The 22,663-nt window shown below is 50.8% G+C and carries 27 protein-coding genes; 17 read left to right on the forward strand and 10 right to left on the reverse strand.

The genetic code is table 11. The features are described from left to right. Position 1: 1 nt before the first annotated feature. Together SU32_RS10525 and SU32_RS10530 are read left to right on the forward strand one after the other, a co-directional pair. Entirely contained in the window at positions 2-328 is a 327-nt protein-coding gene (locus SU32_RS10525) for a hypothetical protein (protein ID WP_201454925.1), read from the forward strand. A 95-nt stretch (positions 329-423) separates the two neighbouring features. Further along, on the forward strand, positions 424-1,218 hold the full coding sequence (locus tag SU32_RS10530) for a GGDEF domain-containing protein (protein WP_053999324.1): 795 nt from the start codon (positions 424-426) through the stop codon (positions 1,216-1,218). An 8-nt stretch (positions 1,219-1,226) separates the two neighbouring features. Here the strand turns inward: SU32_RS10530 and SU32_RS17230 are convergent, their stop codons facing one another. Further along, positions 1,227-2,048, reverse strand: a complete 822-nt coding sequence (locus tag SU32_RS17230; RefSeq protein WP_053999325.1) for a TIGR00282 family metallophosphoesterase — start codon at positions 2,046-2,048, stop codon at positions 1,227-1,229. A 9-nt stretch (positions 2,049-2,057) separates the two neighbouring features. After that, a complete protein-coding gene (locus tag SU32_RS17235; RefSeq protein ID WP_053999362.1) occupies positions 2,058-2,648 on the reverse strand; it encodes a 5-formyltetrahydrofolate cyclo-ligase in 591 nt (196 codons plus the stop codon). 401 nt (positions 2,649-3,049) lie between these two features. On the opposite strand from SU32_RS17235, the gene SU32_RS10550 reads away from it, so the two are divergent. Next, positions 3,050-3,688, forward strand: a complete 639-nt coding sequence (locus tag SU32_RS10550; protein ID WP_053999327.1) for a Pr6Pr family membrane protein — start codon at positions 3,050-3,052, stop codon at positions 3,686-3,688. Here SU32_RS10550 and blaOXA read toward each other — a convergent pair. Both blaOXA and SU32_RS10560 read right to left on the reverse strand, forming a co-directional pair. Then, positions 3,678-4,478 (reverse strand): class D beta-lactamase, encoded by an 801-nt coding sequence (gene blaOXA / locus SU32_RS10555; protein ID WP_053999328.1) that lies wholly within the window; start codon positions 4,476-4,478, stop codon positions 3,678-3,680. The two genes, SU32_RS10550 and blaOXA, sit on opposite strands and share 11 nt — an antisense overlap. Further along, positions 4,475-4,861, reverse strand: a complete 387-nt coding sequence (locus SU32_RS10560) for a hypothetical protein (RefSeq protein ID WP_053999329.1) — start codon at positions 4,859-4,861, stop codon at positions 4,475-4,477. Before SU32_RS10560 ends, blaOXA begins: the two co-directional genes overlap by 4 nt. A gap of 171 nt (positions 4,862-5,032) precedes the next feature. On the opposite strand from SU32_RS10560, the gene SU32_RS10565 reads away from it, so the two are divergent. Further along, entirely contained in the window at positions 5,033-7,006 is a 1,974-nt protein-coding gene (locus SU32_RS10565; RefSeq protein ID WP_053999330.1) for a bifunctional 2',3'-cyclic-nucleotide 2'-phosphodiesterase/3'-nucleotidase, read from the forward strand. A 59-nt stretch (positions 7,007-7,065) separates the two neighbouring features. Here SU32_RS10565 and SU32_RS10570 read toward each other — a convergent pair whose 3' ends face one another. Then, positions 7,066-7,461 carry a RidA family protein gene (locus tag SU32_RS10570; protein WP_053999331.1) on the reverse strand — a complete coding sequence of 132 codons (396 nt, stop codon included), beginning with the start codon at positions 7,459-7,461 and terminating at the stop codon, positions 7,066-7,068. A gap of 86 nt (positions 7,462-7,547) precedes the next feature. Here SU32_RS10570 and SU32_RS10575 point away from each other — a divergent pair, with 86 nt between their 5' ends. Continuing rightward, complete coding sequence (locus tag SU32_RS10575; protein WP_053999332.1) at positions 7,548-8,267, forward strand: helix-turn-helix transcriptional regulator; 720 nt, start codon at positions 7,548-7,550, stop codon at positions 8,265-8,267. 153 nt (positions 8,268-8,420) lie between these two features. Here the strand turns inward: SU32_RS10575 and SU32_RS10580 are convergent, their stop codons facing one another. Beyond that, positions 8,421-9,314, reverse strand: coding sequence for an NAD-dependent epimerase/dehydratase family protein (locus SU32_RS10580; RefSeq protein WP_211097745.1), 894 nt, complete (start codon positions 9,312-9,314; stop codon positions 8,421-8,423). Between the two features lie 171 nt (positions 9,315-9,485). Here SU32_RS10580 and SU32_RS10585 point away from each other — a divergent pair, with 171 nt between their 5' ends. Continuing rightward, positions 9,486-10,067, forward strand: coding sequence for a hemerythrin domain-containing protein (locus tag SU32_RS10585; RefSeq protein ID WP_082376640.1), 582 nt, complete (start codon positions 9,486-9,488; stop codon positions 10,065-10,067). Positions 10,068-10,500: 433 nt separating this feature from the next. After that, the gene (locus SU32_RS10590; protein WP_053999335.1) at positions 10,501-11,397 is read left to right on the forward strand and encodes a hypothetical protein; all 897 of its coding nucleotides are present in this window, start codon (positions 10,501-10,503) and stop codon (positions 11,395-11,397) included. Positions 11,398-11,509: 112 nt separating this feature from the next. Here SU32_RS10590 and SU32_RS10595 read toward each other — a convergent pair whose 3' ends face one another. Together SU32_RS10595 and SU32_RS10600 are read right to left on the reverse strand one after the other, a co-directional pair. Then, on the reverse strand, positions 11,510-11,863 hold the full coding sequence (locus SU32_RS10595; protein ID WP_053999336.1) for a cell division protein ZapA: 354 nt from the start codon (positions 11,861-11,863) through the stop codon (positions 11,510-11,512). After that, positions 11,863-12,135 carry a DUF4164 domain-containing protein gene (locus tag SU32_RS10600; RefSeq protein WP_053999337.1) on the reverse strand — a complete coding sequence of 91 codons (273 nt, stop codon included), beginning with the start codon at positions 12,133-12,135 and terminating at the stop codon, positions 11,863-11,865. Before SU32_RS10600 ends, SU32_RS10595 begins: the two co-directional genes overlap by 1 nt. A gap of 322 nt (positions 12,136-12,457) precedes the next feature. On the opposite strand from SU32_RS10600, the gene tkt reads away from it, so the two are divergent. The 8 genes from tkt (at position 12,458) to SU32_RS10640 (ending at position 19,760) form a co-directional block, all read left to right on the forward strand. Then, positions 12,458-14,446 carry a transketolase gene (tkt, locus tag SU32_RS10605; RefSeq protein ID WP_053999338.1) on the forward strand — a complete coding sequence of 663 codons (1,989 nt, stop codon included), beginning with the start codon at positions 12,458-12,460 and terminating at the stop codon, positions 14,444-14,446. 188 nt (positions 14,447-14,634) lie between these two features. Beyond that, positions 14,635-15,648 (forward strand): type I glyceraldehyde-3-phosphate dehydrogenase, encoded by a 1,014-nt coding sequence (gene gap / locus SU32_RS10610; RefSeq protein ID WP_053999339.1) that lies wholly within the window; start codon positions 14,635-14,637, stop codon positions 15,646-15,648. Positions 15,649-15,837: 189 nt separating this feature from the next. Continuing rightward, positions 15,838-16,497, forward strand: coding sequence for a transglycosylase domain-containing protein (locus SU32_RS10615; RefSeq protein WP_053999340.1), 660 nt, complete (start codon positions 15,838-15,840; stop codon positions 16,495-16,497). Between the two features lie 220 nt (positions 16,498-16,717). Continuing rightward, entirely contained in the window at positions 16,718-17,113 is a 396-nt protein-coding gene (locus SU32_RS10620) for a GFA family protein (protein WP_053999363.1), read from the forward strand. A 119-nt stretch (positions 17,114-17,232) separates the two neighbouring features. Continuing rightward, positions 17,233-17,724: a hypothetical protein gene (locus SU32_RS10625; RefSeq protein ID WP_053999341.1), complete on the forward strand. Its 492-nt coding sequence runs from the start codon at positions 17,233-17,235 to the stop codon at positions 17,722-17,724. A gap of 18 nt (positions 17,725-17,742) precedes the next feature. Then, positions 17,743-17,925 (forward strand): hypothetical protein, encoded by a 183-nt coding sequence (locus SU32_RS10630; RefSeq protein WP_053999342.1) that lies wholly within the window; start codon positions 17,743-17,745, stop codon positions 17,923-17,925. Then, on the forward strand, positions 17,922-18,488 hold the full coding sequence (locus tag SU32_RS10635) for a DUF924 family protein (RefSeq protein ID WP_053999343.1): 567 nt from the start codon (positions 17,922-17,924) through the stop codon (positions 18,486-18,488). The genes SU32_RS10630 and SU32_RS10635 overlap by 4 nt, the downstream gene beginning before the upstream one ends. A gap of 69 nt (positions 18,489-18,557) precedes the next feature. Then, positions 18,558-19,760: a phosphoglycerate kinase gene (locus tag SU32_RS10640; RefSeq protein ID WP_053999344.1), complete on the forward strand. Its 1,203-nt coding sequence runs from the start codon at positions 18,558-18,560 to the stop codon at positions 19,758-19,760. A gap of 162 nt (positions 19,761-19,922) precedes the next feature. Here SU32_RS10640 and SU32_RS10645 read toward each other — a convergent pair whose 3' ends face one another. Both SU32_RS10645 and SU32_RS10650 read right to left on the reverse strand, forming a co-directional pair. After that, positions 19,923-20,402 (reverse strand): SRPBCC family protein, encoded by a 480-nt coding sequence (locus SU32_RS10645; RefSeq protein WP_053999345.1) that lies wholly within the window; start codon positions 20,400-20,402, stop codon positions 19,923-19,925. Beyond that, on the reverse strand, positions 20,395-20,733 hold the full coding sequence (locus tag SU32_RS10650) for an ArsR/SmtB family transcription factor (protein WP_053999346.1): 339 nt from the start codon (positions 20,731-20,733) through the stop codon (positions 20,395-20,397). The genes SU32_RS10645 and SU32_RS10650 overlap by 8 nt, the downstream gene beginning before the upstream one ends. A gap of 310 nt (positions 20,734-21,043) precedes the next feature. Between SU32_RS10650 and SU32_RS10655 the strand changes: the two genes are divergently transcribed. Together SU32_RS10655 and SU32_RS10660 are read left to right on the forward strand one after the other, a co-directional pair. Beyond that, entirely contained in the window at positions 21,044-21,937 is an 894-nt protein-coding gene (locus SU32_RS10655) for a fructose bisphosphate aldolase (RefSeq protein ID WP_053999347.1), read from the forward strand. A gap of 59 nt (positions 21,938-21,996) precedes the next feature. After that, positions 21,997-22,635, forward strand: coding sequence for a LysE family translocator (locus SU32_RS10660; RefSeq protein WP_053999348.1), 639 nt, complete (start codon positions 21,997-21,999; stop codon positions 22,633-22,635). Positions 22,636-22,663 lie beyond the last annotated feature (28 nt).

Below are 22,663 nucleotides of genomic sequence, written 5' to 3' on the forward strand. Positions count from 1 at the left end.
AATGAAAATTTACTCAGGCCGCACCGCACTTACATTTATGATGGCATTTTCTGTAACCGTGCCGGCATTTGCCATTGAGCGCATCAACACACCTCAAACAAGTTGCGCCGCAATTCAGAGCGTCATTCAGCGTGATGGCGCGGCCATCCTGCGTTATCCGTCAGAGCGCGTTGCAAACTATACGCTGTATGACCGCTATGTTGCTGGTGACCGGTTTTGCCGCAGAGATGAAAGAGCCGAGCCCGCCTCCGTACCATCGGCAGATGGCGCCAGTTGCCGCGTCCTGCTGTGCGAGCCTTACGAGCCAATCATAGAACTCTTTGATTGATAAGCATTTTATCCAAAAAGTAAGAAATAATTTACCTTACAGCTTAAACTAACGTTCAAGACCTTACGTTACGTTCACTCTAAAGAGGGTGAGTAATGTTCAATATGTTAAAGCAAATGCTTCTCGTCATGGGATGGGCAGTTGTAGGCACGCAAGTCGTCACCTACGCTATCCTTCAGGCATTCATACCCGAGATACTTGATCGTGCGATTGCGGTGTCTCCGATTGTCGCTGCAATCGTCTCCGCACCCGTTGGATATGCTTTTTTCCGGCAGAATTTACATCTTACCAAAACAAACCAGCAATTACTTGAAACCAATGATGCATTAGAGCGTGAAACCGCCATTGCACGCTATGAAGCATCCATTGATCCGATGACCCGCGTGCTGAACCGTGTGCATTTCGTTCGCAATGTGGAAACCAGCCGCCAGAAAGAAATACAAGAAGGCTACTTCCTGATGCTGGACGCCGATAATTTCAAGAAAATCAATGATACATTCGGCCATGATATCGGCGATGCGGCATTGATGACCATTACCAGCGTGATCCGCGAAACCATCAGGGAAGACGATCTGGTCGGGCGCTTGGGTGGCGAAGAATTTGGTATTTATCTGCGCCAGCTGAACAAAGATCAGGCGTATGAAATTGCAGAACGCATCCGCCAGCGGGTTGCCCGTTCTCCAATCGATGTCGGCTTGGAAAAACCTTTGACCTTCACAGTTTCAATAGGCGCGGTATTTGCTGCGAAAGAAGATAATGTATCAGAAATCATGAAGCAGGCGGACAGAAACCTTTACCGCGCCAAAAATGAGGGCCGCAACCGCGTAATCTTTGGTGCCGCTGCAAGATCACGAAGAAGAGCAAGCGACCCGCTTCCGCTCACTGCCTGATATCGATTTTACCACCAGTCAGGCATTGTCTCACTTAAAATCGGCCCGATGCGCAGCGGCGCAATTTTTTCCGCAAGCCCCGTGCGGTCCGATGTTTCCACACATACACCGCAAATTGTTGCCGGTCCTTCGGCGGCTTCAAACCGGCCTTTGGGCACTTTTGTCAAAAAACGGTTGAGCGGCTCTTCCTTATCCATACCCAGCGACGAATTATAATCGCCGCACATTCCCGCATCACTCATATAGGCGGTGCCGCCTTCCATAATATGATGGTCTGCCGTTGGCATATGGGTGTGCGTGCCGACAACAAGGCTGGCCTGCCCGTCTACAAAATGGCCAAAACACATTTTTTCAGAGGTCGCTTCCGCGTGAAAGTCAAACACGACCGCGTCAAAAGCTGAACCGAGCGCACCGCCTTCAAGCTGCGCGGCGGCACAGGCAAACGGATCGTCAAGATCAGGGTGCATGAACACGCGGCCCATAATATTGGAAACCATAACGCGGGCGCCATTGCGTGCTTCATAAACGCCCATGCCGCGACCGGCCGTGCCGGACGGATAATTGCCGGGCCGCAAAAAACGGTCCTCGCGCGCGGCAACGCTCAAAGCTTCCTTTTGATCCCAGACATGATTGCCCGTGGTCACCACATCGGCACCGGCATCTATCGTGGCCTGAAAAATAGCGGCGGTAATACCAAATCCCGCAGCGGCATTTTCACCGTTCACAATCACAAAATCGAGCTTGTGATCAGATATCAAGCCCGGAAGCTGGTCAAACACCGCAGTACGGCCACAGCGGCCAACCATATCGCCTAAAAATAAAATACGCATTGCGGGGTTCTACTTGTCAGAGCCAACAAGTTGCAACCCATTTTCTGTCAGCACGGCGTGGAGCGCAATGTCATGGGCCTCGGCATTGATATGTTTCACGCGCTGGGCTTCAAATGCAACGCCGATCAACCGCGGGCTTTTGCCTTTAAGATGCAGCTTTTCGATAGCACGGTCATAATAGCCGCCGCCATAGCCGATACGGTTACCGGCAGGATCAATAGCGGCAAGCGGTATTAATAAAATATCCGGGTCGAGAATTTCCGCATCACCGCCAGGCCCATATGTGCCAAATCCGGTTGGCACCAGTTCGCCGCCGCGTTCAAGATGGCGAAATTCAATTGTTTGTCTGTCGACAACAACCGGCAAACAAAGCCTGGCGTTGAACCGTGCAGCCAGTTCAAACATCAGGGGCCGGATATCAATCTCGGACCGGATGGGAAAAAAGCCGGACACAATTTGCCCCGCCATAACATCCAGCGCACCGGCGTAATCTGTCAGCGAAAGTCCTGCTTCAATGCGTTCGATTTCGCTCATCGCATCGCGCGCTGCCAATGCTGTCTTGCGCATGTCGTTTTTGCTGAGCGGTTGACTGGCAGCCATGAAAAGCATCCGGAATTGCAGTGACATTGGCACAGGAAACCAGTGCCTGAAAGATGCCAACCACGACAATCGGTGAAGAGCTGCATCCCGGTGAACCTAACTATGTAGGTGGGTGCCAGTTGAAAAAGCCCACGAGCCTAATCAGCGCCAGCTCCCTGAAGATGCGTAAGGTCCCGAGAATTTTGTCTTCTGCCGCAGAGCGCAGTCAGCTTGGCAGATATAGGTGCATATGGTTCATGATGAAAGGGGAAACCGGTATGAAATTTCCATGAAGGCAATTCCAGTTTATCCGATGTGAACATAATAAAATCCACCAAGAAAGCTCTGGCCTCAAGAACGCCATCCGACGTAAGATACACGAAGAAGAACGTGAAGCGGACATTAATCAAGGTTGATTGTTAATGCGGATGCCATTGCAAAAATCAATACCGGCCATGACAGCGCTTGTTGTCTGGTTTTGCCTTGGCTTGCAGCTGGTGCTGACTGTCGACCGGATGACAGGCGAAGGCGCAACAATTGTTGAAGCTGTCTGGCGTTTTTTCGGATTTTTCACGATCCTGACCAATATCGCCGTTGGCGTGGTTTCCACCGCAATGCTGCTCCCGAAACCGACTATTTTTAACGGCGCCCGCGCCAGATTATATACGGCAGCATCAATTGCTCTGGTTGGTTTCGTTTATTCGGTTGCACTGCGCGCCATCTGGTCACCGACCGGTTGGCAATTGGTCGCTGACCGTGGCCTGCACGATGTTTCACCGATCATGTTTTTGCTGGCATGGTTCATCGCTGATCATGGAAAGCTTGTCTGGCGCGATGCTTTATGGGCCGTCGCCGCGCCGGTGGCCTATCTTTTATACGCCGTCATACGTGGCGCGTTTGACGGCTGGTACGCCTATTGGTTTCTGGATTTGAACCAGTTGTCAGGGTTTGAATTCATCCGCAACACAATTGTGATCGCAATTGTATTTTGCCTTTTCGCCCTCGCGCTCATTGCCCTGGACAAATGGCTGGCGCGCCGCCGGTCAGCCGCTACCGTGTAAGGCCGTCCAGATCTTTCAGAAGGCTGGCTTTTGCGCGGGTTGACGGCGTTGTTTTCTGGCGTTTTTCGTCCTGGATAAGCCTTGCAAAAACGACCTGCCGCCCGCCTTTTTCAGCCCAGCCCACATACCAGCCAAAGCCGCGCGAGCGGTTAAAACTGCGGTCTGCATTGCGCGGGAAGGCAAGTCCCGTCTTGCCGTGAACGGTCCAGCCGCCTTGCCCCTGATCGATCTGCACAATGCTTTTTGTCAGATCAACGGCCTCGGCGCTAACCGGTAATTCATAGCGCAGCATACGCGATAAATAGACGACCTGCTCGCGCGGTGAAATTTCCAGCGATGAAGCAATCCACGCGCGCTCCAATCCATTATTGTAACCCTTGTCACCTGAAATATCGGCATTACCGAAACCGATTTTCTGCAAATCGCCGGAAATGCGCTGCGCCCCCAAGGCTTTGGCAATCTGCTGCGAATACCAGACAACCGAATAACGCATCCAGCGCGCAGGCGTGGTGTCTTGCCGCCATTCTTTTCCCGCCCAATCCACATAGCCTTCCTTAAAGGGCAGCACTGGCGATTGCGCGTCTTTTAAATAGCCCGCATCAAAACCGATCAAGGCAAGCGCGACTTTAAATGTTGAAGCAGGCGTTGCCCGCCTGTCGCACTCACCTTTTTCGTGAAGCACGTCCGAAGAACCGGCATCCAGCACAATCGTACAAATTGTTTTTGCACCCGCTGCCTGCGGAAGAGCCGCGAAAATCAATACGGTGAAAAGAAGCGCTATCCGGCTCATTGATCGCCCTTATAGTTGGGAAGTTCTTTGTTCTCGTCGCGGCAGGTAAATGGCGGAAAGGTGCTTGCCGTGCCCGCATTCATCGAGGCGACAACCATAGCGTTGGCGACCTCCAGATCATAATCACTGACCGGGCAGACGTGAATATCATGATCACATTTTGTTTCAATGAAACGCTCATGCGCGTTGACGAAATCCGCAGTCATCTGACTTTTATCAAACAGCGTCAGCGCCTCATCCCATGCCGCGCTATAGCGCACACATTTTTCCTGCTTCCAGGAAATTGCTTTTTCCTGCCCGTAAACAGTTTCCGGTAAAAGCAATGTCAGGAAAACAATTCCCGACAAATATCGCAAAGATTTTAAAGATGATAAAACACGCATGAAGCTGCGCTAGAGACGAGTTGTGGCGGAATTATGTGACCGTTCCAATATAGCCGCATGATACCTCTTCATGTGTAATACACCTGTCACACAACCGGCTTAGGCGATTGACAAAACCGATCATCCGGTGCCCAATTTGCTTACCGCAAAAACAATAATCAGGAGAACAATATGTCCGACATCATGCTCATAAAACGCCGCCAGTTTTTGGGTGGTGCTGCTGCCGTAACCGCACTCGCCGTTTTACATCCGTTCTCTGCCAATGCGTCCGCAAATCAGGTGCATTTGCGCTTTATGGAAACAACCGATCTGCACGTGCACGTGTTCCCATATGACTATTACAGCGATAAGCCGACCGATACTGTAGGTCTTGCGCGCACGGCTTCCATCATCAAAGAAATCCGCGCTGAATCCACCAATTCGATACTCGTCGACAATGGTGATTTTCTTCAGGGCAACCCGATGGGCGATTACATCGCCTATGAGCGCGGCATGAAAGAGGGTGACATGCACCCGATCATCCAAGCCATGAACACACTTGGCTATGAAGCATCAACACTCGGCAACCACGAATTTAACTATGGCCTCGACTTTCTGATGAAGGCGCTGGCCGGCGCCAATTTCCCGGTTGTGTCCGCCAATATTGCCAAGGAAATGGGTGCCAATCCGCGCGCCGACAAAACGCTGCTCAAGCCTTATGTTATCCTTGCTAAAAAGGTCAAAGACGGGGCCGGTAATGAGCACGACATCAAGATCGGCCTGATTGGTTTTGTACCGCCGCAAGTGATGAACTGGGACCGAAAACATCTGGAAGGCAAGGTTCAGGCCCGCGATATTGTGGAATCAGCTAAAGCCTATGTGCCGGAAATGAAAGAAGCGGGCGCCGACATCATTATCGCACTTTCGCATTCGGGTATTGGCGAGGCAAAACACACAGACGGCATGGAAAATGCTTCTGTGCCACTGGCACAAGTCAATGGTATTGACGCGCTGATGACAGGCCATAACCACCTTGTTTTCCCAAGCGAAAAATTTAGCGGTTTTGCCGGTGTCGACATTGCCAAGGGCACAATCCACGGCAAACCGGCGGCGATGGGCGGCTTCTGGGGCTCCCACCTTGGCTTGATTGACCTGATGTTGGAGAAAGACGGCAATGAATGGAAAGTCGTCACCAGCACCACAGAAGCGCGTCCGATCTCCAAGCGCGGCGATGACCGCAAGGTGACAGCGCTTGTTGAAAGCCAGGAAGATGTACTCGCCAGTGTTCAAAAAGAACATGATGAAACGCTCGCCTATGTGCGCCGTTCCGTTGGTAAAACCGATGCACCGCTGCATTCCTATTTCGCGCTTGTCGCCGATGATCCATCGGTGCAGATCGTCAGTCAGGCGCAGCAATGGTATATTGCGGAAATGATGCAGGGCACGAAATGGGAAGGCCTGCCAATTCTGTCGGCGGCAGCGCCGTTTAAAGCAGGTGGCCGCGGTGGTCCGGATTATTATACCGATGTTGCCAAGGGCGATGTCGCCATCAAAAATGTGGCCGATCTTTACCTCTATCCAAACACGGTGCGCGCGGTGGAAATTTCCGGTGCTCAGGTCAAAGACTGGCTGGAGCGTTCGGCGGGCATGTTCAATCAGGTGGACCCGGGCCAGGCCGACCAGCCGCTGCTCAACCCTGAATTCCCGTCCTATAATTTTGATGTGATGGACGGCGTGACCTACAAGATTGACCTGTCGCAACCATCCAAATTTGACAGCGACGGCAATGTGATCAACGAAGATGCCAACCGCATTGTCGATTTGCAATTTGACGGCAAGCCGATTGATCCCGAAGCGCGTTTTGTTGTGGCAACCAACAATTACCGCGCCAGTGGCGGCGGCAGTTTCCCCGGCGCATTGGGCGACACGATCATCTTTGAAGGACCGGACACCAACCGCGATGTGATCGTGCGTTACATTGTGGACCAAGGCACAATCAGCCCGAGCGCGGACGGTAATTGGACGTTCAAGGAACTGGAAGGCACGTCGGTTGTGTTCGATACGGGACCAAACGCCAAGCAATATGCCGGTGATGTAAAGGGCGTTACAATTGAAGAAGCCGGTGAAGGCGATGACGGTTTCGCCCGCTTCCGTATCAATCTTTAAAACTGAACATCGGGGCCGGAAAGACGGCCCCGCTTTTTGCTATGTGATTTCATTCCACCTTACGCAGCAGCAGTCGCTTCAATTTCAAACAACAATCCGGGAATGGCTAGGCGTGTCACACCTAGCAATGTCATTGGCGGCGCACATTCAATCGGTCCGAAACGCATGCCGAGCAGATCAAAGTTTTTCAGCGCCTCATCAACATCGGTGGCATAAACACCAAGCTTGATAATGTTGCGCAAACTCATATCCGCGTCTGATAAAACTGCTTCCAGATTATTGAGCGCCAAATCCATCTGTGCGCGCATATCGCCAGCATGTTGCGGATTACCATTTGCATCAACGGCGGTTTGCCCCGCACAAATCAACTGGCGTGATGCGCCTTCAATAATTTCCGCTTGATTATAGCCAAGCTTTAAAGACCAGTTCCAAGGGTTAACAGGGGTGCGTTGCATCGTCATCATCTCCTATTGACATTGATGCAAACCGTGTAAATTTAATTAGTGCCATTTATTGTCACCAAAAACGCTTAAGGTGAATTATGGATATTCGAACACGTCAGGACAGCATCGTTCGCACCTTGCGACGTAATGGAACATCGACAGTCGATGCGCTGGCTGAGGATGTTGGCACCTCAAGGAGAACCGTGCTTCGCGATATTGTTGCTTTGCGCGATCAGGGCTTTGTCATTCATTCAGAAACAGGGCGCGGCGGCGGGCTGCAACTTGACCCACAGTCGGTGCAGACAAGCGCGCGCCTGTCAGTCGCAGAAGTGTTCGCGCTCTTGATAAGCGTAACAGCGATGCGGATCGCGCAAGACCTGCCATTTTCCGATCTGGCCGATGCGGGACTGGCAAAGATCGAAAAATCATTGTCACCGGACAAAGTACGTGATTTGCGCCGCCTGCTCGATTGCCTGCACATTGGTCAATTGTCGCCGCAGCAAGATATTTCAGGGCGCGGCCCGATGGACGCAGCATTGCTGCCAGCTTTCGAAACCGCTTTTCTGGAGAAGCAAGAGCTGCACTTTGATTACACAGACGCAAAGGGCTGCGTGACAAAGCGTAAAGTCGAGCCGCAAGCCATGCTGATTTTACCGCCCTTGTGGTATTTGGTGGCTTGGGACCCGGAGCGCGCTGGTTTCCGGCATTTCCGAATGGACCGGATCAGCAACCCGCACCCGATAAGCGGCACTTCATTCCGGCGAAAACACGTTCCGTTTGCAGATGATGTCTGCCCTTACAATGATTTGCCGAAATAGCTTCAGGGCATACGAAGAAGCCGGTGAAGGCGACGACGGTTTCGCCCGCTTCCGTATTGCGCTTTAAAATTAAAAACGGGGTCAAAATGGCCCCGTTTTCTTTTCCTTGACCGCTATTGAATTTGCTTGCCCCACGCCAATCCGTACAGCGTCCTATCCATCCACATACATGCGCCAATGATGCGCCGGCTTGAAGCCCACAAGCTTTTTGGCTTTTTTGTTGGCATAGAATGTCTCATTCTCGCCCATGTCACTTACTGGCACATCTTGATAGAATTTCTCGATCAATTCAGCCGTGCTGTCAGCAACAGAATGGTCGTCATTCGATACATTGAAAATTTCAAAGCCAAGCCCGTCTGTTTTCAGGCAGCGGTCAACCATTTGCCCCAGATCGCGCGCATCAATATAGGCAAAAATATTCCGGCGGCGCAAAGAAGGATCTGCGATATAAGCGGGGAAGTTTTGCGCATATTCATGTGGCTCAATCACATTGTTGATACGCAGGCCGTAAATGTCAAAACCGGAGCGGCGTTGAAAACTGCGTGCGGTCACCTCATTGGCAACCTTGGACATGGCGTAACTATCTTCAGGGATAACCGGATGTTCTTCATCGATGGGCAAATATTCCGGCTTGCGCTCGCCATCGGCAAAACAAACACCATAGGTGGTTTCTGATGAGGCAAAGATAATTTTCTTCACGCCGAATTTCACCGCAGCATCGATAACATTATACGTGCCAATCGTATTGACGCGGTAACATTCATTGTCTGACGTCATCAGCAAACGCGGCACGGCTGCAAAATGCACAACAGCGTCAAATTTCGGCACGCCGGTGCCGGGTTCCAGTTCGTCAAATCCGGCATAGCTTGCCATAACGTCAAACATCTGTCCGGCATCGGTGATATCCGCGATACGGTTTTCAACACCGGGCAAATCAAGCGCAACCTTGTCAACATTCAGTACCGTGTGACCCTTTTCGATCAGATATTCGACAGCATGGCGGCCCGCTTTGCCCGACCCGCCAGTAAACAAAACCCGCATAATAATCCCCTTTGGTTTTAGCTAAGAAGTACTTAGGGGTTCGGCTTAAGAAAGCAATGGCATTAGGGTGCCGCTATTTCATGCACCGCTTGATCAGCATTGTCTCAAACATAAGGGCCACGTTAAGCCGGGAGCGAACCTTCTTGACTTGGACTACGTTCGCCCAATATCTGCGCCATGACAGATTTTTCGACCCGATCGCTGGATGAACTGAGCGTTGATGAGGCCGGGCGGCCCAAAGCCCCACCAGTGCCGGAGGCCACAGACATACATCGTCGCCAAGGTCGGCAACTTGCCGCAATCCATCGTCATTATTTAAGAGAGATGGCTCAAATCGGCGCGGTGCTCGCCAGGATCGAAGCGCGGGATGCGCCGCCTGAGCACTTGAAGCAGCTTGTCCTTTCACTCGATATGGCCGAGAATTTTCGGGCGTTCGGATCGCTTTGCGGCCGTGAATGCCAAGTGCTCAAATTTCATCATGATATTGAAAGCGCGGACATGTTCCCGCGGATAGAGGCAGCAGGTGGCGGCATGTTCCGCGCGGTTGTCGCAAAGCTGAAAGCCGAGCACGAAGTCGTCCATGAATTGATTATCCGCCTTGCCAGTGCGGCGGATACATTGGCGCAAGACCCCTCGGAAGAAAATTTCGCTCAAGCCGCCAACATATTCAGAAAACTGGAAGAAGTTGTACGCTCCCATTTCGGCTATGAGGAAACCGAACTGGCAGAGGCCATCGGGTATTATCTCGGATCGATCTGACACCGCACCATTCAAAGTGCAAAATTATAATTACTTATAGCGTCTGTCATTGATGGAGCAGGCAGGCGGCACTTCATTACCGCGAAAGCACGTGCCGTTTGAAGATGATATCTGCCCATATAAGGATCTACCAAACGCACTGAATCAATAGCATTTATTGTCCATCGCACCAAACATTGCGCTCAACTTGGCACAAGGTCACACGTCATCTAGGCAATTCATATTCAGCATTGTCAAAATTTAACACGTCATGACTTTCAACGAAAAGATGTGAAAGTGCATGCGGCCATTTTTGACCTAAGAAGCTTGCAACATAATCGAATGAATATAATTCCGGATATTGCACTGTAAATACTTGAGTTGATATGAAAAGACATGATCGAAATCTAAACCATACAGAGTATTTCAGAGGTCCAACGGTGAGGAGTTTTCTTTGACTGATGTCGCAGATTTTTTGAAACAAAAGTATCCTGATAACAACAAAGTTTGTGAAGGTCTGATAAGTCTATATAACGACTTTTCTAGTTGGGGTGTTAAAGATAGCACATTTGATCAAAGTTTAACTGATAATGATCCTAACCGCTTTCATTCTCGCGTTTGGGAAATGGTACTTGCACGGCACCTAAAAAATTTAGGCTTTGATATTAAATCAGAGGATGCGGGACCGGATTTCCTCTTTGAGCAGGACGGACAACGTATCTGGGTTGAAGCTGTTTGCCCCACACCAGTAGGTTTATCTCAACAGTGGTTAAATCCATTTGAGTTGGATGATGGACCACACGTCTCAAGCATCCCGCATGAGCAAATGCTATTGCGTTGGACCTCTGTTCTCAAAGAGAAAAACGATAAGCTCATAGGCACCAACAGCAAAGCCGGCTACATTCAAAAAGGCATAGTTAAGGAAAATGACGCTTATGTGGTAGCTATTAGCTCATCCCAACTAGGCATGGGGTTGCTAACCTACTTAGGTATTTCCCAATTTCCTATGGCTGTTGAAGCAGTGTTCCCCATCGGTCCAAACCAGGTCGTGATCGACCGTGAAACAATGGAGGTATCTGATATTAATCACCAACATCGACCGGCAATTATTAAACCATCGACAGGAGCCGAAATAAACACGGGTAATTTTCTCGATCAAAACTATAATAGAGTTAGCGCCATAATAGGTACAAACGCTGGCCTCGATGCCGCTTGTGGTTGTGAATGGCCGATATGTGTTGTCCATAACCCCAATGCAAGTAGTTCAGCACCTAAAGAAGTTTGGGGAGCGCGTGATGAATATTTTGCAACCGATATGGGAGATTTCTTTAGACTTGATCGTTATACTTAAGGCGAACTATTGAGATCTATCGAAATGCTGCATTTGCGTTTATTAAACCTAAAGAACACGTTGGCAATTGATCCGCTAAATAGAAATTAACGGTCAGAGTAAAAACTCCCCCCTACCCCAGCTTTCCCGCGATATCGTCGATCTTGTCGGCAGCCTGTGTCAATCGGTCCACGAGCGTTTCATCGCGCTTGTCGGCTTTGCTTAAAGCATCGTCGCGGGTGCGGCGCAGCGATTCCATTTCGGTCTCGATGCCTTTGACGCGCTTTTGCAGTTCGGTGAGTTCATCCATCACCATAATACCGGCCATAACAGTCAGGCGCTGGTCGCCAATTTCGCCGAAGGATGATTTCAAATGGCCGACATATTTATCGAACTTGGCCGCCAGCGCTTCCAGATGTTCTTCCTGCCCCGGATCGCAGGCCATACGGTAGCTTTTGCCATCAATTGTTACGTTGACCTGTGCCATTACTTATCCAATACCGCACGGATGGTTTCCATCGCCGTCACCAGACGCCGCGAAACTTCCTTGTTGACTTCCTCAAGCCGTTCAGCGCGCCCTTCTGACGTATCAAGCTCACCGGCAAGCCGTGCGCGGTCAGAGTTCAGGCGCTGCACTTCTTCTTCGGCGTCTTTGAATTCGGCGCGCACTTCGACAGTGCGGTCCACCGCATCTTCCAGTTTTGCCAAAGCTTTGTCCAAGCGGTTGAGTGCCTGGGTTAATGTTTGAGGCGCAGCCATTGTCGAACGATCATATCCTTTCGCCGTAAATCCGGCAGATAGTCGGCTCTGGGCACCGATGTTTGTTGAATGGCAATAAGGCCTTAGCATGGTCCCATAACACAGAACTTCAACTAGCCTTTGATTGGCGACGATTTCAAGCAATCATTGGCTTGATCAACAATTTTTGTGGCTCTACAACGACAAGCCGACAATAAGTCTTCACAGCCAAAATGATGCGTTGCAACACGCATTTGTTGACTCAAACCGCCCACCTGCTATGTCACGCAGGAATTTTTAAGGCACATCAGAATTGCCGTCCCAGTGAAAATGGATCTAAAATATGACACGTGAAAAACATGATCGGATGGCCAACGCAATCCGCTTTTTGTCTATGGATGCTGTACAGGCAGCCAATTCCGGACACCCGGGATTACCGATGGGCGCAGCCGATATTGCAACCGTCCTGTTTTCAAAGTTTTTGAAATTTGATCCGACAACGCCGAAATGGGCCGATCGCGACCGTTTCGTGCTTTCTGCCGGTCACGGCTCGATGCTGCTTTATTCCCTGCTCTATCTGACAGGCTATGAAGACATCACGATTGACGAAATCAAGAACTTCCGTCAACTCGGCGCGAAAACAGCCGGTCACCCGGAATATGGCCACGCTGCCGGTATCGAAACTACAACCGGCCCGCTGGGTCAGGGCGTTGCCAATGCCGTGGGCATGGCAATGGCAGAACGCAAGCTTGCCGACGAGTTTACCGGCGATCTTGTCGATCATTACACCTATGCGCTGGTTGGCGATGGCTGCCTTATGGAAGGTATCAGCCAGGAAGCCATTTCGCTGGCCGGTCACCTCAAGCTCAACAAATTGATTGTGCTGTGGGACGATAACAAAATCACCATCGACGGCGCGGTTTCACTATCAGATTCAACCGACCAGCGTGCCCGCTTTGAGGCATCCGGCTGGGCAACTGACGCAGTAGACGGCCACGATCCGGACGCGATTGCCGCGGCGATTGAAAAAGCAAAATCATCCGACAAGCCGACCATGATCGCCTGCTCGACAACAATCGGCTTTGGTGCACCGACGAAAGCCGGCACAAACAGCGCTCACGGCTCGCCTCTCGGACCGGAAGAAATTGCAGGCACACGCGCAGCTTTGGGCTGGTCAGCCGAGCCGTTTGAAGTTCCTTCGGAAATTCTGGATGACTGGCGTCTGGTCGGTCTTAACGCTGCCAAAGAGCGTATCAATTGGAAAAAGCGTCTTGAGGAATCCAGCCAAAAGGCCGAGTTTGAACGCCGTATGCGCGGTGAATTGCCAACCGGTTTTGTCTCGGCAATTGCCGACTATAAAAAGCAGCTTGTCAAAGATTTGCCAAAAGTGGCCACCCGCAAAGCTTCTGAAATGGCGCTTAATGTCATTAACGCCGCCTTGCCTGAAACCATTGGCGGTTCGGCTGATTTGACAGGGTCAAACAATACCAAGACTGACCAAATGGCCCCGATCACGCCGGACGATTTTTCCGGTCGTTATGTCTATTACGGCATCCGTGAACACGGCATGGCCGCTGCAATGAACGGCATGGCGCTGCATGGCGGCATCATTCCTTATGGCGGCGCGTTTTTGATCTTCTCCGATTATTGCCGTCCATCCATGCGTCTCGCATCGCTGATGGAAATCCGCAATATTTTCGTCATGACACACGACTCCATTGGCCTTGGCGAAGATGGTCCGACCCACCAGCCGGTTGAACAATTGGCGTCGCTGCGCGCTATCCCGAACCACAATGTGTTCCGCCCTGCTGATGTGACAGAAACAGCAGAATGCTGGCAGCTTGCACTGGAAAGCGAAAAAACACCGTCCACACTGGCGCTCACCCGCCAGGGCCTGCCTGCGGTTCGCAAGGAATACAGTCAGGAAAACATGTGCGCCTATGGCGCTTATGAACTGGCAACAGCGTCCGATGATGCGGTCGTCACGCTCTTTGCCTCAGGCTCTGAAGTCGAAATCGCTCTGGCGGCACGTGAAAAGCTTGAAGCAAACGGCCACCCGACACGGGTCATTTCCGTGCCGTGTATGGAACTGTTTGAAAAGCAGTCACCGGATTATCAAAAAGCGATTCTGGGTGAAGCACAGGTCCGTATTGCGGTTGAAGCGGCTGTCCGCATGAGCTGGGACCGCTTTATCGGTTGGGATGGCGATTTTATCGGTATGGACAGCTTTGGTGCATCCGCGCCAATCAAGGATCTGTACCAACATTTCGGCATTACAGCAGAAGCGGTCGTCGCTGCGGCAGAAGCAAAACTGCACAAAGACGAAGCCTGATAACTGACTTTGCAGCCGGAGCATCCCTGAATGTTCCGGTTGCCTTTGCCTCCCCCAAAAATTGATTTGAAGACAAGATTATTGCCGCGTGGCAGTTGGCTTTTCTTGCGACTAAGTATACTAATCGATTGAATTCCTGAAATGGTGGTGTCGCCACCATACGTGACTCCCACACTTATGGAGGCTTTATGTCCAAGAAACTTCGAATTGCCATCAATGGTTTTGGTCGCATCGGACGCAATGTTGCGCGCGCGATCTATGAATCCGGCCGCACAGACATTGATATTGTTGCCATTAATGATCTTGGCCCTGTCGAGACCAATGCGCATTTGATGCGCTATGACTCTGTTCATGGCCGTTTTCCGGGTGAAATCATTGTCGAAGGCGACACAATCAAAGTCGGCAATGAAAGCTTTAAAGTTCTGGCCGAACGCGATCCGAAAAACCTTCCTTGGAAGGATTTGGATATCGATGTCGTTATGGAATGTACCGGCATTTTCACATCAAAAGAAAAAGCCTCCATGCACCTTGATGCCGGCGCAAAGCGGGTTCTAGTTTCAGCGCCTGCTTCCGGTGCCGACAAAACCATCGTTTACGGCGTCAACCATGACGCGCTGACAAAAGACGACCTGATCGTTTCCAACGCTTCATGCACAACCAACTGCCTGTCACCGGTCGCCTATGTTCTCAACAATGAGATCGGCATCGAAAAAGGCATGATGACGACCATCCACTCCTATACAGGCGATCAGCCGACGCTTGATACGATGCACAAGGATCTTTACCGCGGCCGTGCGGCGGCATTGTCCATGATCCCGACATCCACCGGCGCCGCAAAAGCTGTCGGCCTTGTTTTGCCGGAATTGAACGGCAAGCTGGACGGCATTTCCGTACGTGTGCCAACACCGAATGTATCGCTGGTTGATTTGAAGTTCTTGGCAAAGCGCGACACCAGCGTTGAAGAGGTAAACGCGGTCATCAAGAAAGCTTCCGAAGGCGCGCTAAAAGGCATCTTGGGTTACACCGAAGAACAGCTTGTGTCTTCCGACTTCAACCATGACCCGCATTCATCGATTTTCCATGCGGAAAAAACATCCGTGATGGATGGCAACATGGTGTCTATCCTGACTTGGTATGACAATGAATGGGGCTTCTCCAACCGCATGGGCGACACAGCCATTGCAATGGGTAAGCTGATCTAATCCAACCTATATCTGAATTTTTAAAGCCGCTTGAGCAATCAGGCGGCTTTTTTGTTATCGAATAAATGCGTAGTTTCCCTGTATTTATGTGCTCTGTAAAGTGCCTCAATTCGCCGTTGTTTGGCCCCTAAAAGGTCTATCTGTCATTCTAAGCCTTCCTCTCCCGTATTAATTTGGAATATTTGACTAATGAAAATAGCGCTTAAACTCACGGCAACTTTCGTTACTTTGCTTATTGTTGCAGCTTTGAGTTATGCCGCCGTTGGCTATTTTGATGCTGTTCGCGATGCTGACAATTTACAACAGCGGGCAAACAGCTTGATAAGTAAAGGCAGCGGTGGCGACGCATTGGGCAATGTTAGATATCGCCAAATTCTCATGGTTCAGGATCCAAAGTTTGAACAGCACAGCGGTGTTGATATGATGACGCCGGGAGCCGGTATTACAACCATAACCCAGTCGCTCGCCAAGCGTGTCGGCTTTGAAAAATTCAAGCCCGGTATCGGCAAAATCAGACAGACCGGATACGCACTTGGCCTTGAGAGCCAGTTAAGCAAAGATCAAATATTGGCGCTTTGGCTAGACACGGTCGAGATGGGAAAAGGGCCCAACGGCTGGATGACGGGCTTTCATAAAGCAAGCCAGACAATTTATGGACAGCAACCGCATGAGGTTGAGGATGAGCAATTTCTCAGCCTCGTTGCAGTGCTGATCGCGCCGGCAAAATATAACCTCGGCAAGGATGATGCGGCGCTTCAACAACGCATTGACAGAATAAGCAAACTGCTTTCGGGGGAATGTTCGCCCAAAGATAATTCAGATGTTTGGCTTGAATCTTGCGCAAAGTAACAAAGCGGCTCGAGGCTGTATAGCCTCGATGGCGTTCTGGCATATGAGCGGCTTTTTATTTTTATGAATATCGCGCCCAAGCTCGAGTAAACTTCAAGTCAAAAATCAACTGAAACCCTCACCAACCCGAAACTGGCTAAGGCCAGAGCAGAATTGCATTATACCCTTTGTTCACGTATTGTTCTTTTTAAGAATCACATTCAAGAACCGGGATTATCCGATGATCAAAGGAAGTTGCTGCTGCGGAACAGTGAAGTTCGAATTGTTGAAACAGCCGTCAATGATGGGCACATGCCATTGTTCAAGATGCCGGAAAGTCGGTGCGAGCACGATCGTATTTGTCAAAAAAGAAGATTTGAAATGGGTTGAGGGAAAGGAACATGTAAAAATGTTTCAGCCAGAAGAACCCTACAAATATGAAAGGAGCTTTTGCACGATATGCGGCACATCTCTTGGCGAGATTTTATCAGATATGGACAGTTTCCCTATCGCCGCCAATACGCTTGATAGCGGGCTGGAGATTAAAAACAGCTTTCATGAATTTGTTGATGAAAAGCCTGACTGGTACGAAATTTGCGATGATGCAAAACAGTCAAAGGGCCATCCTGACACCTGACCACTGATCTAAATAAAGACGCCGCTCACGACAGATGAGCGGCTTTTATTAACCCTACCCGTGAACGAAAAATCAAAAATCTTGCGCTAGAACCCACGCCATCAAGAGCGGGGAAAGCCATGAAACATCTACTAAACAGACCTATCATCACCGTTATCGCCGGTTATTGGGCCATGTTCTGGATGATGAATGCACTGGACAAGATCTTTGCCCGTCAGGATCTCGGATTTATTGTCTGGTATGGCAACCACCGTGTAGAAAAGTTCACCATGTATTTCGACCGTCTGGGCTATGGACCGGACAGTGTCTGGGCAACCCTCATGTTTGCAGGGATCGTTGAGGCAGCCGTTGCATGCATGTTCCTATGGGCACTTTACAAGATCGCCAAGAACCAACCCGGCGCCATCCGCTTGAATGACCGCGCAATCGCCGCATCTATTATCGTGTTCTTCGGTTTTGCGGTTTTCGATGTCGTCGTGGGAGACCGCGCGGAACTGCTTGAACACTCAACCTATGTTGGCGTGTTGCTGGTTTCATATCTGGCTGGCGCGATAGAAGGCGTGTTCATGCACCTGCGCAACACGCAGTCTACAGTTGAGCCTGCCGAATAAACTATCTATGAATAGGCCATGCAAAATGGCCCTCTCCTTTTTATCATCATTGCGGTCGCTCTGGCGCTTGCAATGCTGCTTGTCTCGTGGCTAGTGCGTAGAGCAGCACAGCGCCAAATGCCCGGCTCGCGCGAGCGCGGCACCCACTGGATTGGCGGTGCAAACCGCCGCGATGATGATTTTGATGGAGATGACTTATGAAGCCCGAAGACATTGCAATTAATTCGGATGCACAAGCCCTTCTCGATTTCTGGTTTAAAGAACATGACGGCAAGGACTGGTTTGGCGGCAAGGCGGAATTTGATGCAAAAGTCTCCAGCCGGTTTATGCTGACCTTGAAAAAAGCCGAGCGCTGCGAATTGTTTGAATGGCGCGACACACCGCAAGGGCGTCTGGCGGAAATTATCGTCCTCGACCAGTTTTCGCGCCAACTTTATCGCGGTCACGCCGATGCTTTCAAAAACGATCCTTTGGCATTGGCGCTTGCGCAGGAAACTGTCTCGCAAGGTCTCGATATGAAGCTTAACCAGCAGGAACAGCAATTCCTCTATATGCCTTATATGCATGCTGAAAGTTTGGTAATCCAGAACGAAGGGCTCAACCTCTTCCGCAAGCTGGGCGATGAGGCCTATGAATATCAGGTAGGCCACACCAAGGTGATTGAGCGCTTTGGCCGCTTTCCCAAGCGCAATGCCGCCCTTGGCCGTGCCTCAACACCCGATGAAGTAGCCTATATCAACGAACGTGGCGACTCGATGTTCTGATGCCATTGCCGGAAAGGCATTGCATGATTATAGCTGGCACAACCCACTCAAACAGATGACGGACAGGAAATGACCTTCAAAACACTCGACGATCTTCCAGAAGATATTGCCGGAAAACGCGCGCTCGTTCGCGTCGATTTGAATGTGCCGATTGTCGACGGTGCCGTATCGGATAAAACGCGCCTTCAACGCGTCGCGCCGACCATTGAAGAACTGTCCGGCAAGGGCGTAAAAGTTGTTCTGCTTGCCCACTTTGGCCGTCCAAAAGGGCAAGTCGTCGAGGAAATGAGCCTGCGCCCGATTGCACAGGCATTGGAAGAAGTGCTGGATCACCGTGTTGATTTTGCCGACGATTGCATTGGCGAGGAAGCCGCCAAAGAAGTCGCCGAAATGACCAGCGGCGACATTGTGCTGCTTGAGAACACGCGCTTTCACGCCGGTGAAGAAAAGAACGATCCCGATTTTGCCAAGGCGCTGGCTGAAAACGGCGATATTTACATCAATGATGCTTTTTCGGCCGCTCACCGCGCCCATGCGTCAACCGAAGGGCTTGCCCATTTGCTGCCTGCTTATGCCGGCCGCACGATGGAAGCCGAATTGAACGCGCTGGATAAAGCGCTTGGCGATCCAAAGCGCCCATTGGGTGCCGTGGTTGGCGGGGCGAAGGTATCCACCAAAATCGACCTGCTGGAAAACCTTGTCGGTAAGCTTGATGTGCTGATTATCGGCGGCGGCATGGCCAACACATTCATCGCGGCCAATGGCGCTGAAATGGGTGCCTCCCTTCAGGAAGCCGAAATGCACGACAAGGCAAAGGCAATTATGGCTGCGGCTGAAAAAAGCGGGTGCCGGATCGTGTTGCCCGTTGATGGCCGCGTGACAACAGAATTTGCCGCCAATGTGCCAACCGAAAGCATCGCTCTCAACAGCGAAACCAAACTGCGCGATGACCAGATGTCGCTTGATGCCGGTGACGAAGCGATAAAAAATGTCATTGCCGAGTTTGACAAGCTGAACACCCTGATCTGGAACGGCCCGTTCGGTGTGTTTGAAATGCCGCCATTTGACACTGCGACTATGACCACGGCCAAAGCGGCAGCAGAGCTGACCAAATCCGGCCGTCTGATATCTGTAGCCGGTGGCGGTGATACGGTTTCCGCGCTGAATCAGGCGGGTGTCGCAAACGATTTTTCTTATATTTCGACAGCCGGCGGCGCATTTCTTGAATGGATGGAGGGCAAGGAACTGCCCGGCGTTAAAGCGCTGGGCTAAGCTTTTGGTTCTATCGTCAACCGGCTTAAAACTCTTAATCCCTGTCGCGGCCAATTGAAAAACTGGCCACGAAAGGCAGATGATCGGAAACTTCAGCGCGGTATTTGGCTTGCCCTATCTCCATGTTCCAGTGCATGGGAAAGAGCCGCAAGGTAAGCTTTCCTACGTAGTCACAAGTTCTGCCAATTTATCAAACGCCTGATTCCAACCGCCTTCCCCAGCTGTTCCCACAGGAACACCAATGTGGACCATAGTCATAGCGGTTTTGCCATTGGCTTCACTGAGCTCAACGATGACTTCAGTAATATCAGGATGCCCCTCCGGCATTCCCATTGCTTGTGGAGGTATGATTGTACCATCCTCTTCACACATGCTTTCGGTATAAACAAGGCGGCTTGGTTTTTCGATTTCCTTATAAACGCCGATAAACCACATGGACATTGTGCGATCAGGTGTGACCATCTCCATGCATACTTTCCTAGTCCCGCCGACAACCAAATCCATGTCTGCAACGGGCACTGTCATTCCTTTCGGACCATACCATTTTTTGAAAAGCTCCGGATCAGTCCACATGCTCCAAACATCTTCTATGGATGCATCAAGAACACGGGTTATTTTCACCCATTGCTGCTGTTCACTCATCCTTATTTCCTTTCATTGATCCAAGAATATTGTCCATCGCATCAAAGCGGGCTTCCCATATGTAGCGATATTGGTCAGTCCAATTGGCTACTGTTTCAAGTGTTTGCGCATTCAGCGTGCAGGGTCTGAACTGTGCGTCCTTGCCACGCGAAATCAGGCCAGCGTTTTCCAAAACACGGATATGTTTGGAAACCGCCGGCAAACTCATATCAAGCGGCTCGGCAAGAACGTTAACCGTCGCGGCTCCCTGCGCCAACCGTGCGAGAATGGCGCGGCGCGCAGGATGCGCCAAAGCAGAAAACGCAGCGTCAAGTTTTGTGTCTTCATTCATACCTCTTTATTTAACCATTTGGTTATTTAGTCAAGCAGTTAAATAGTTAAGACCCATGTGAATGGCTGAAGCTGTTCGCGTAATGCGCGTTCTGGCACCTGAAAATGGAGACAAAACGCGCATTCATTGTGGACAGTTTACTCTGGCCTTAACCTTACTTGAAAAAATCTAACCACTTAAAACGATTGAATAAAATTTAATCGTTTTAAGAATTTTAAAGCCTGTTTAAATTTTTGAAATGCACTGTTATGGCGTTCCAACAGCTCGATTTGAGCACACATAATGTTGACGCCACGATAGGGAAAATCGCATGTCTGATAATTTGATGGCCCAGAAAATCGCCAAAAACGATGGTTTTATCGCCGCGCTTGACCAGTCCGGCGGCTCCACCCCCAAAGCACTCAAGCTCTACGGCATTGAGGAAACGGCTTACAAGAATGAAGACGAAATGTTTTCGCTCATTCACCAGATGCGCAGCCGCATCGTTAAGTCTCCGGCTTTTAACGGCAACAAAGTCATCGGCGCTATTTTGTTCGAGCGCACAATGGACGGCGATGTCGATGGCAAACCAACCGCCGATTACCTTTGGCAGGACTGTGATGTTGTCCCGTTTCTGAAAGTCGACAAAGGCTTGATGGCAGAAGAAAACGGCGCTCAATTGATGAAGCCGATGGACGGCTTGAGCGACCTCCTCAAACGCGCCAAAACCAAGAATGTTTTCGGCACCAAAATGCGCTCTGTCATCAATGCGGCCAATGAAACCGGCATCGCGGCCAATGTCGCCCAGCAATTTGAAATCGGACGTCAGATTCTTGATCATGGTCTGGTTCCGATCATTGAGCCGGAAATCACAATCTCGATTGCCGATAAAGCCGAAGCTGAAGACATTCTCCTTGAGCAGATTAGCAAGCAGCTTGATAGCGTGCCGCTTGGCCAGCAGGTCATGCTCAAGCTTTCATTGCCGACCAAAGCAAATATCTATCGCCCGCTGATCAGTGATCCGCGTGTCATGCGCGTTGTCGCTCTTTCAGGCGGTTATTCGCGCAGCGAGGCAAACAGCTTGCTGAGCCTTAACGTCGGTATGATTGCGAGCTTCTCGCGCGCATTGACAGAAGGCCTGTCGGCGCAGCAAGCCGATGCTGATTTTGACGGCGCATTGGCTGAAACAATCGACAGCATTTATTCGGCTTCCAAAGCAGCCTGATTCTACGCTAGGGTTGAGAGCACCGATGCTTCGGTGTTCTCAAACAGACAGGCGTATCAATGGACTGGTTTCTTCCCTTTTTGCCCGGCTTTATCGCCGCTTTTTCAATTCAGGCCGTGGCAGTCGCATCCCCCGGCCCAAGCGTCGCCCTTATTTTGGGGCTCGCATTATCGCAGGGGCGGCTTGCGGCAATAATTGCTTCGCTTGGCATCGCGCTCGGCTCCAGCATGATCGCAACCGCCACCATTTTGGGCCTCGGCTTGGTGATGGAACAGGTGGCGTGGCTGTCCACAGTGCTGCGCTTTATCGGCGCTGCCTATCTGCTGTGGCTGGCATATCAGGCGTGGCGAAAAGCAATTGCGCCGCCGCAGGTAAAAGTGGCTGATGTCAGCAGCAAAACCAATTTATACGCTGCCTTTATCAAAGGGTTCTCGATACAGATCACCAATCCAAAGGCGATTGTCTTCTGGATGGCGATCGCAACAGTCGGCGCAACCAATGGCGCGCCTGTACCGGTCATTATGCTGTTTGTCGCAACGGCTTTCACAGTCTCACTTGGCGGCCACGGCCTTTACGCCTTGCTGCTGTCCTCGTTTCCGTTCCGTCTTGCCTATGACAAGGCACGGCGCTGGATTGAAGCGGCAATTGGCGGATTTTTAGCCTATGTTGCTTTTCGCCTCGTGACTGAAAAAGTTTAAAACACGTCCTATATAAAACTGAGACGAA

The sequence above is a fragment of the Ahrensia marina genome, from assembly GCF_001293565.1.
Classification (GTDB): domain Bacteria; phylum Pseudomonadota; class Alphaproteobacteria; order Rhizobiales; family Rhizobiaceae; genus Ahrensia; species Ahrensia marina.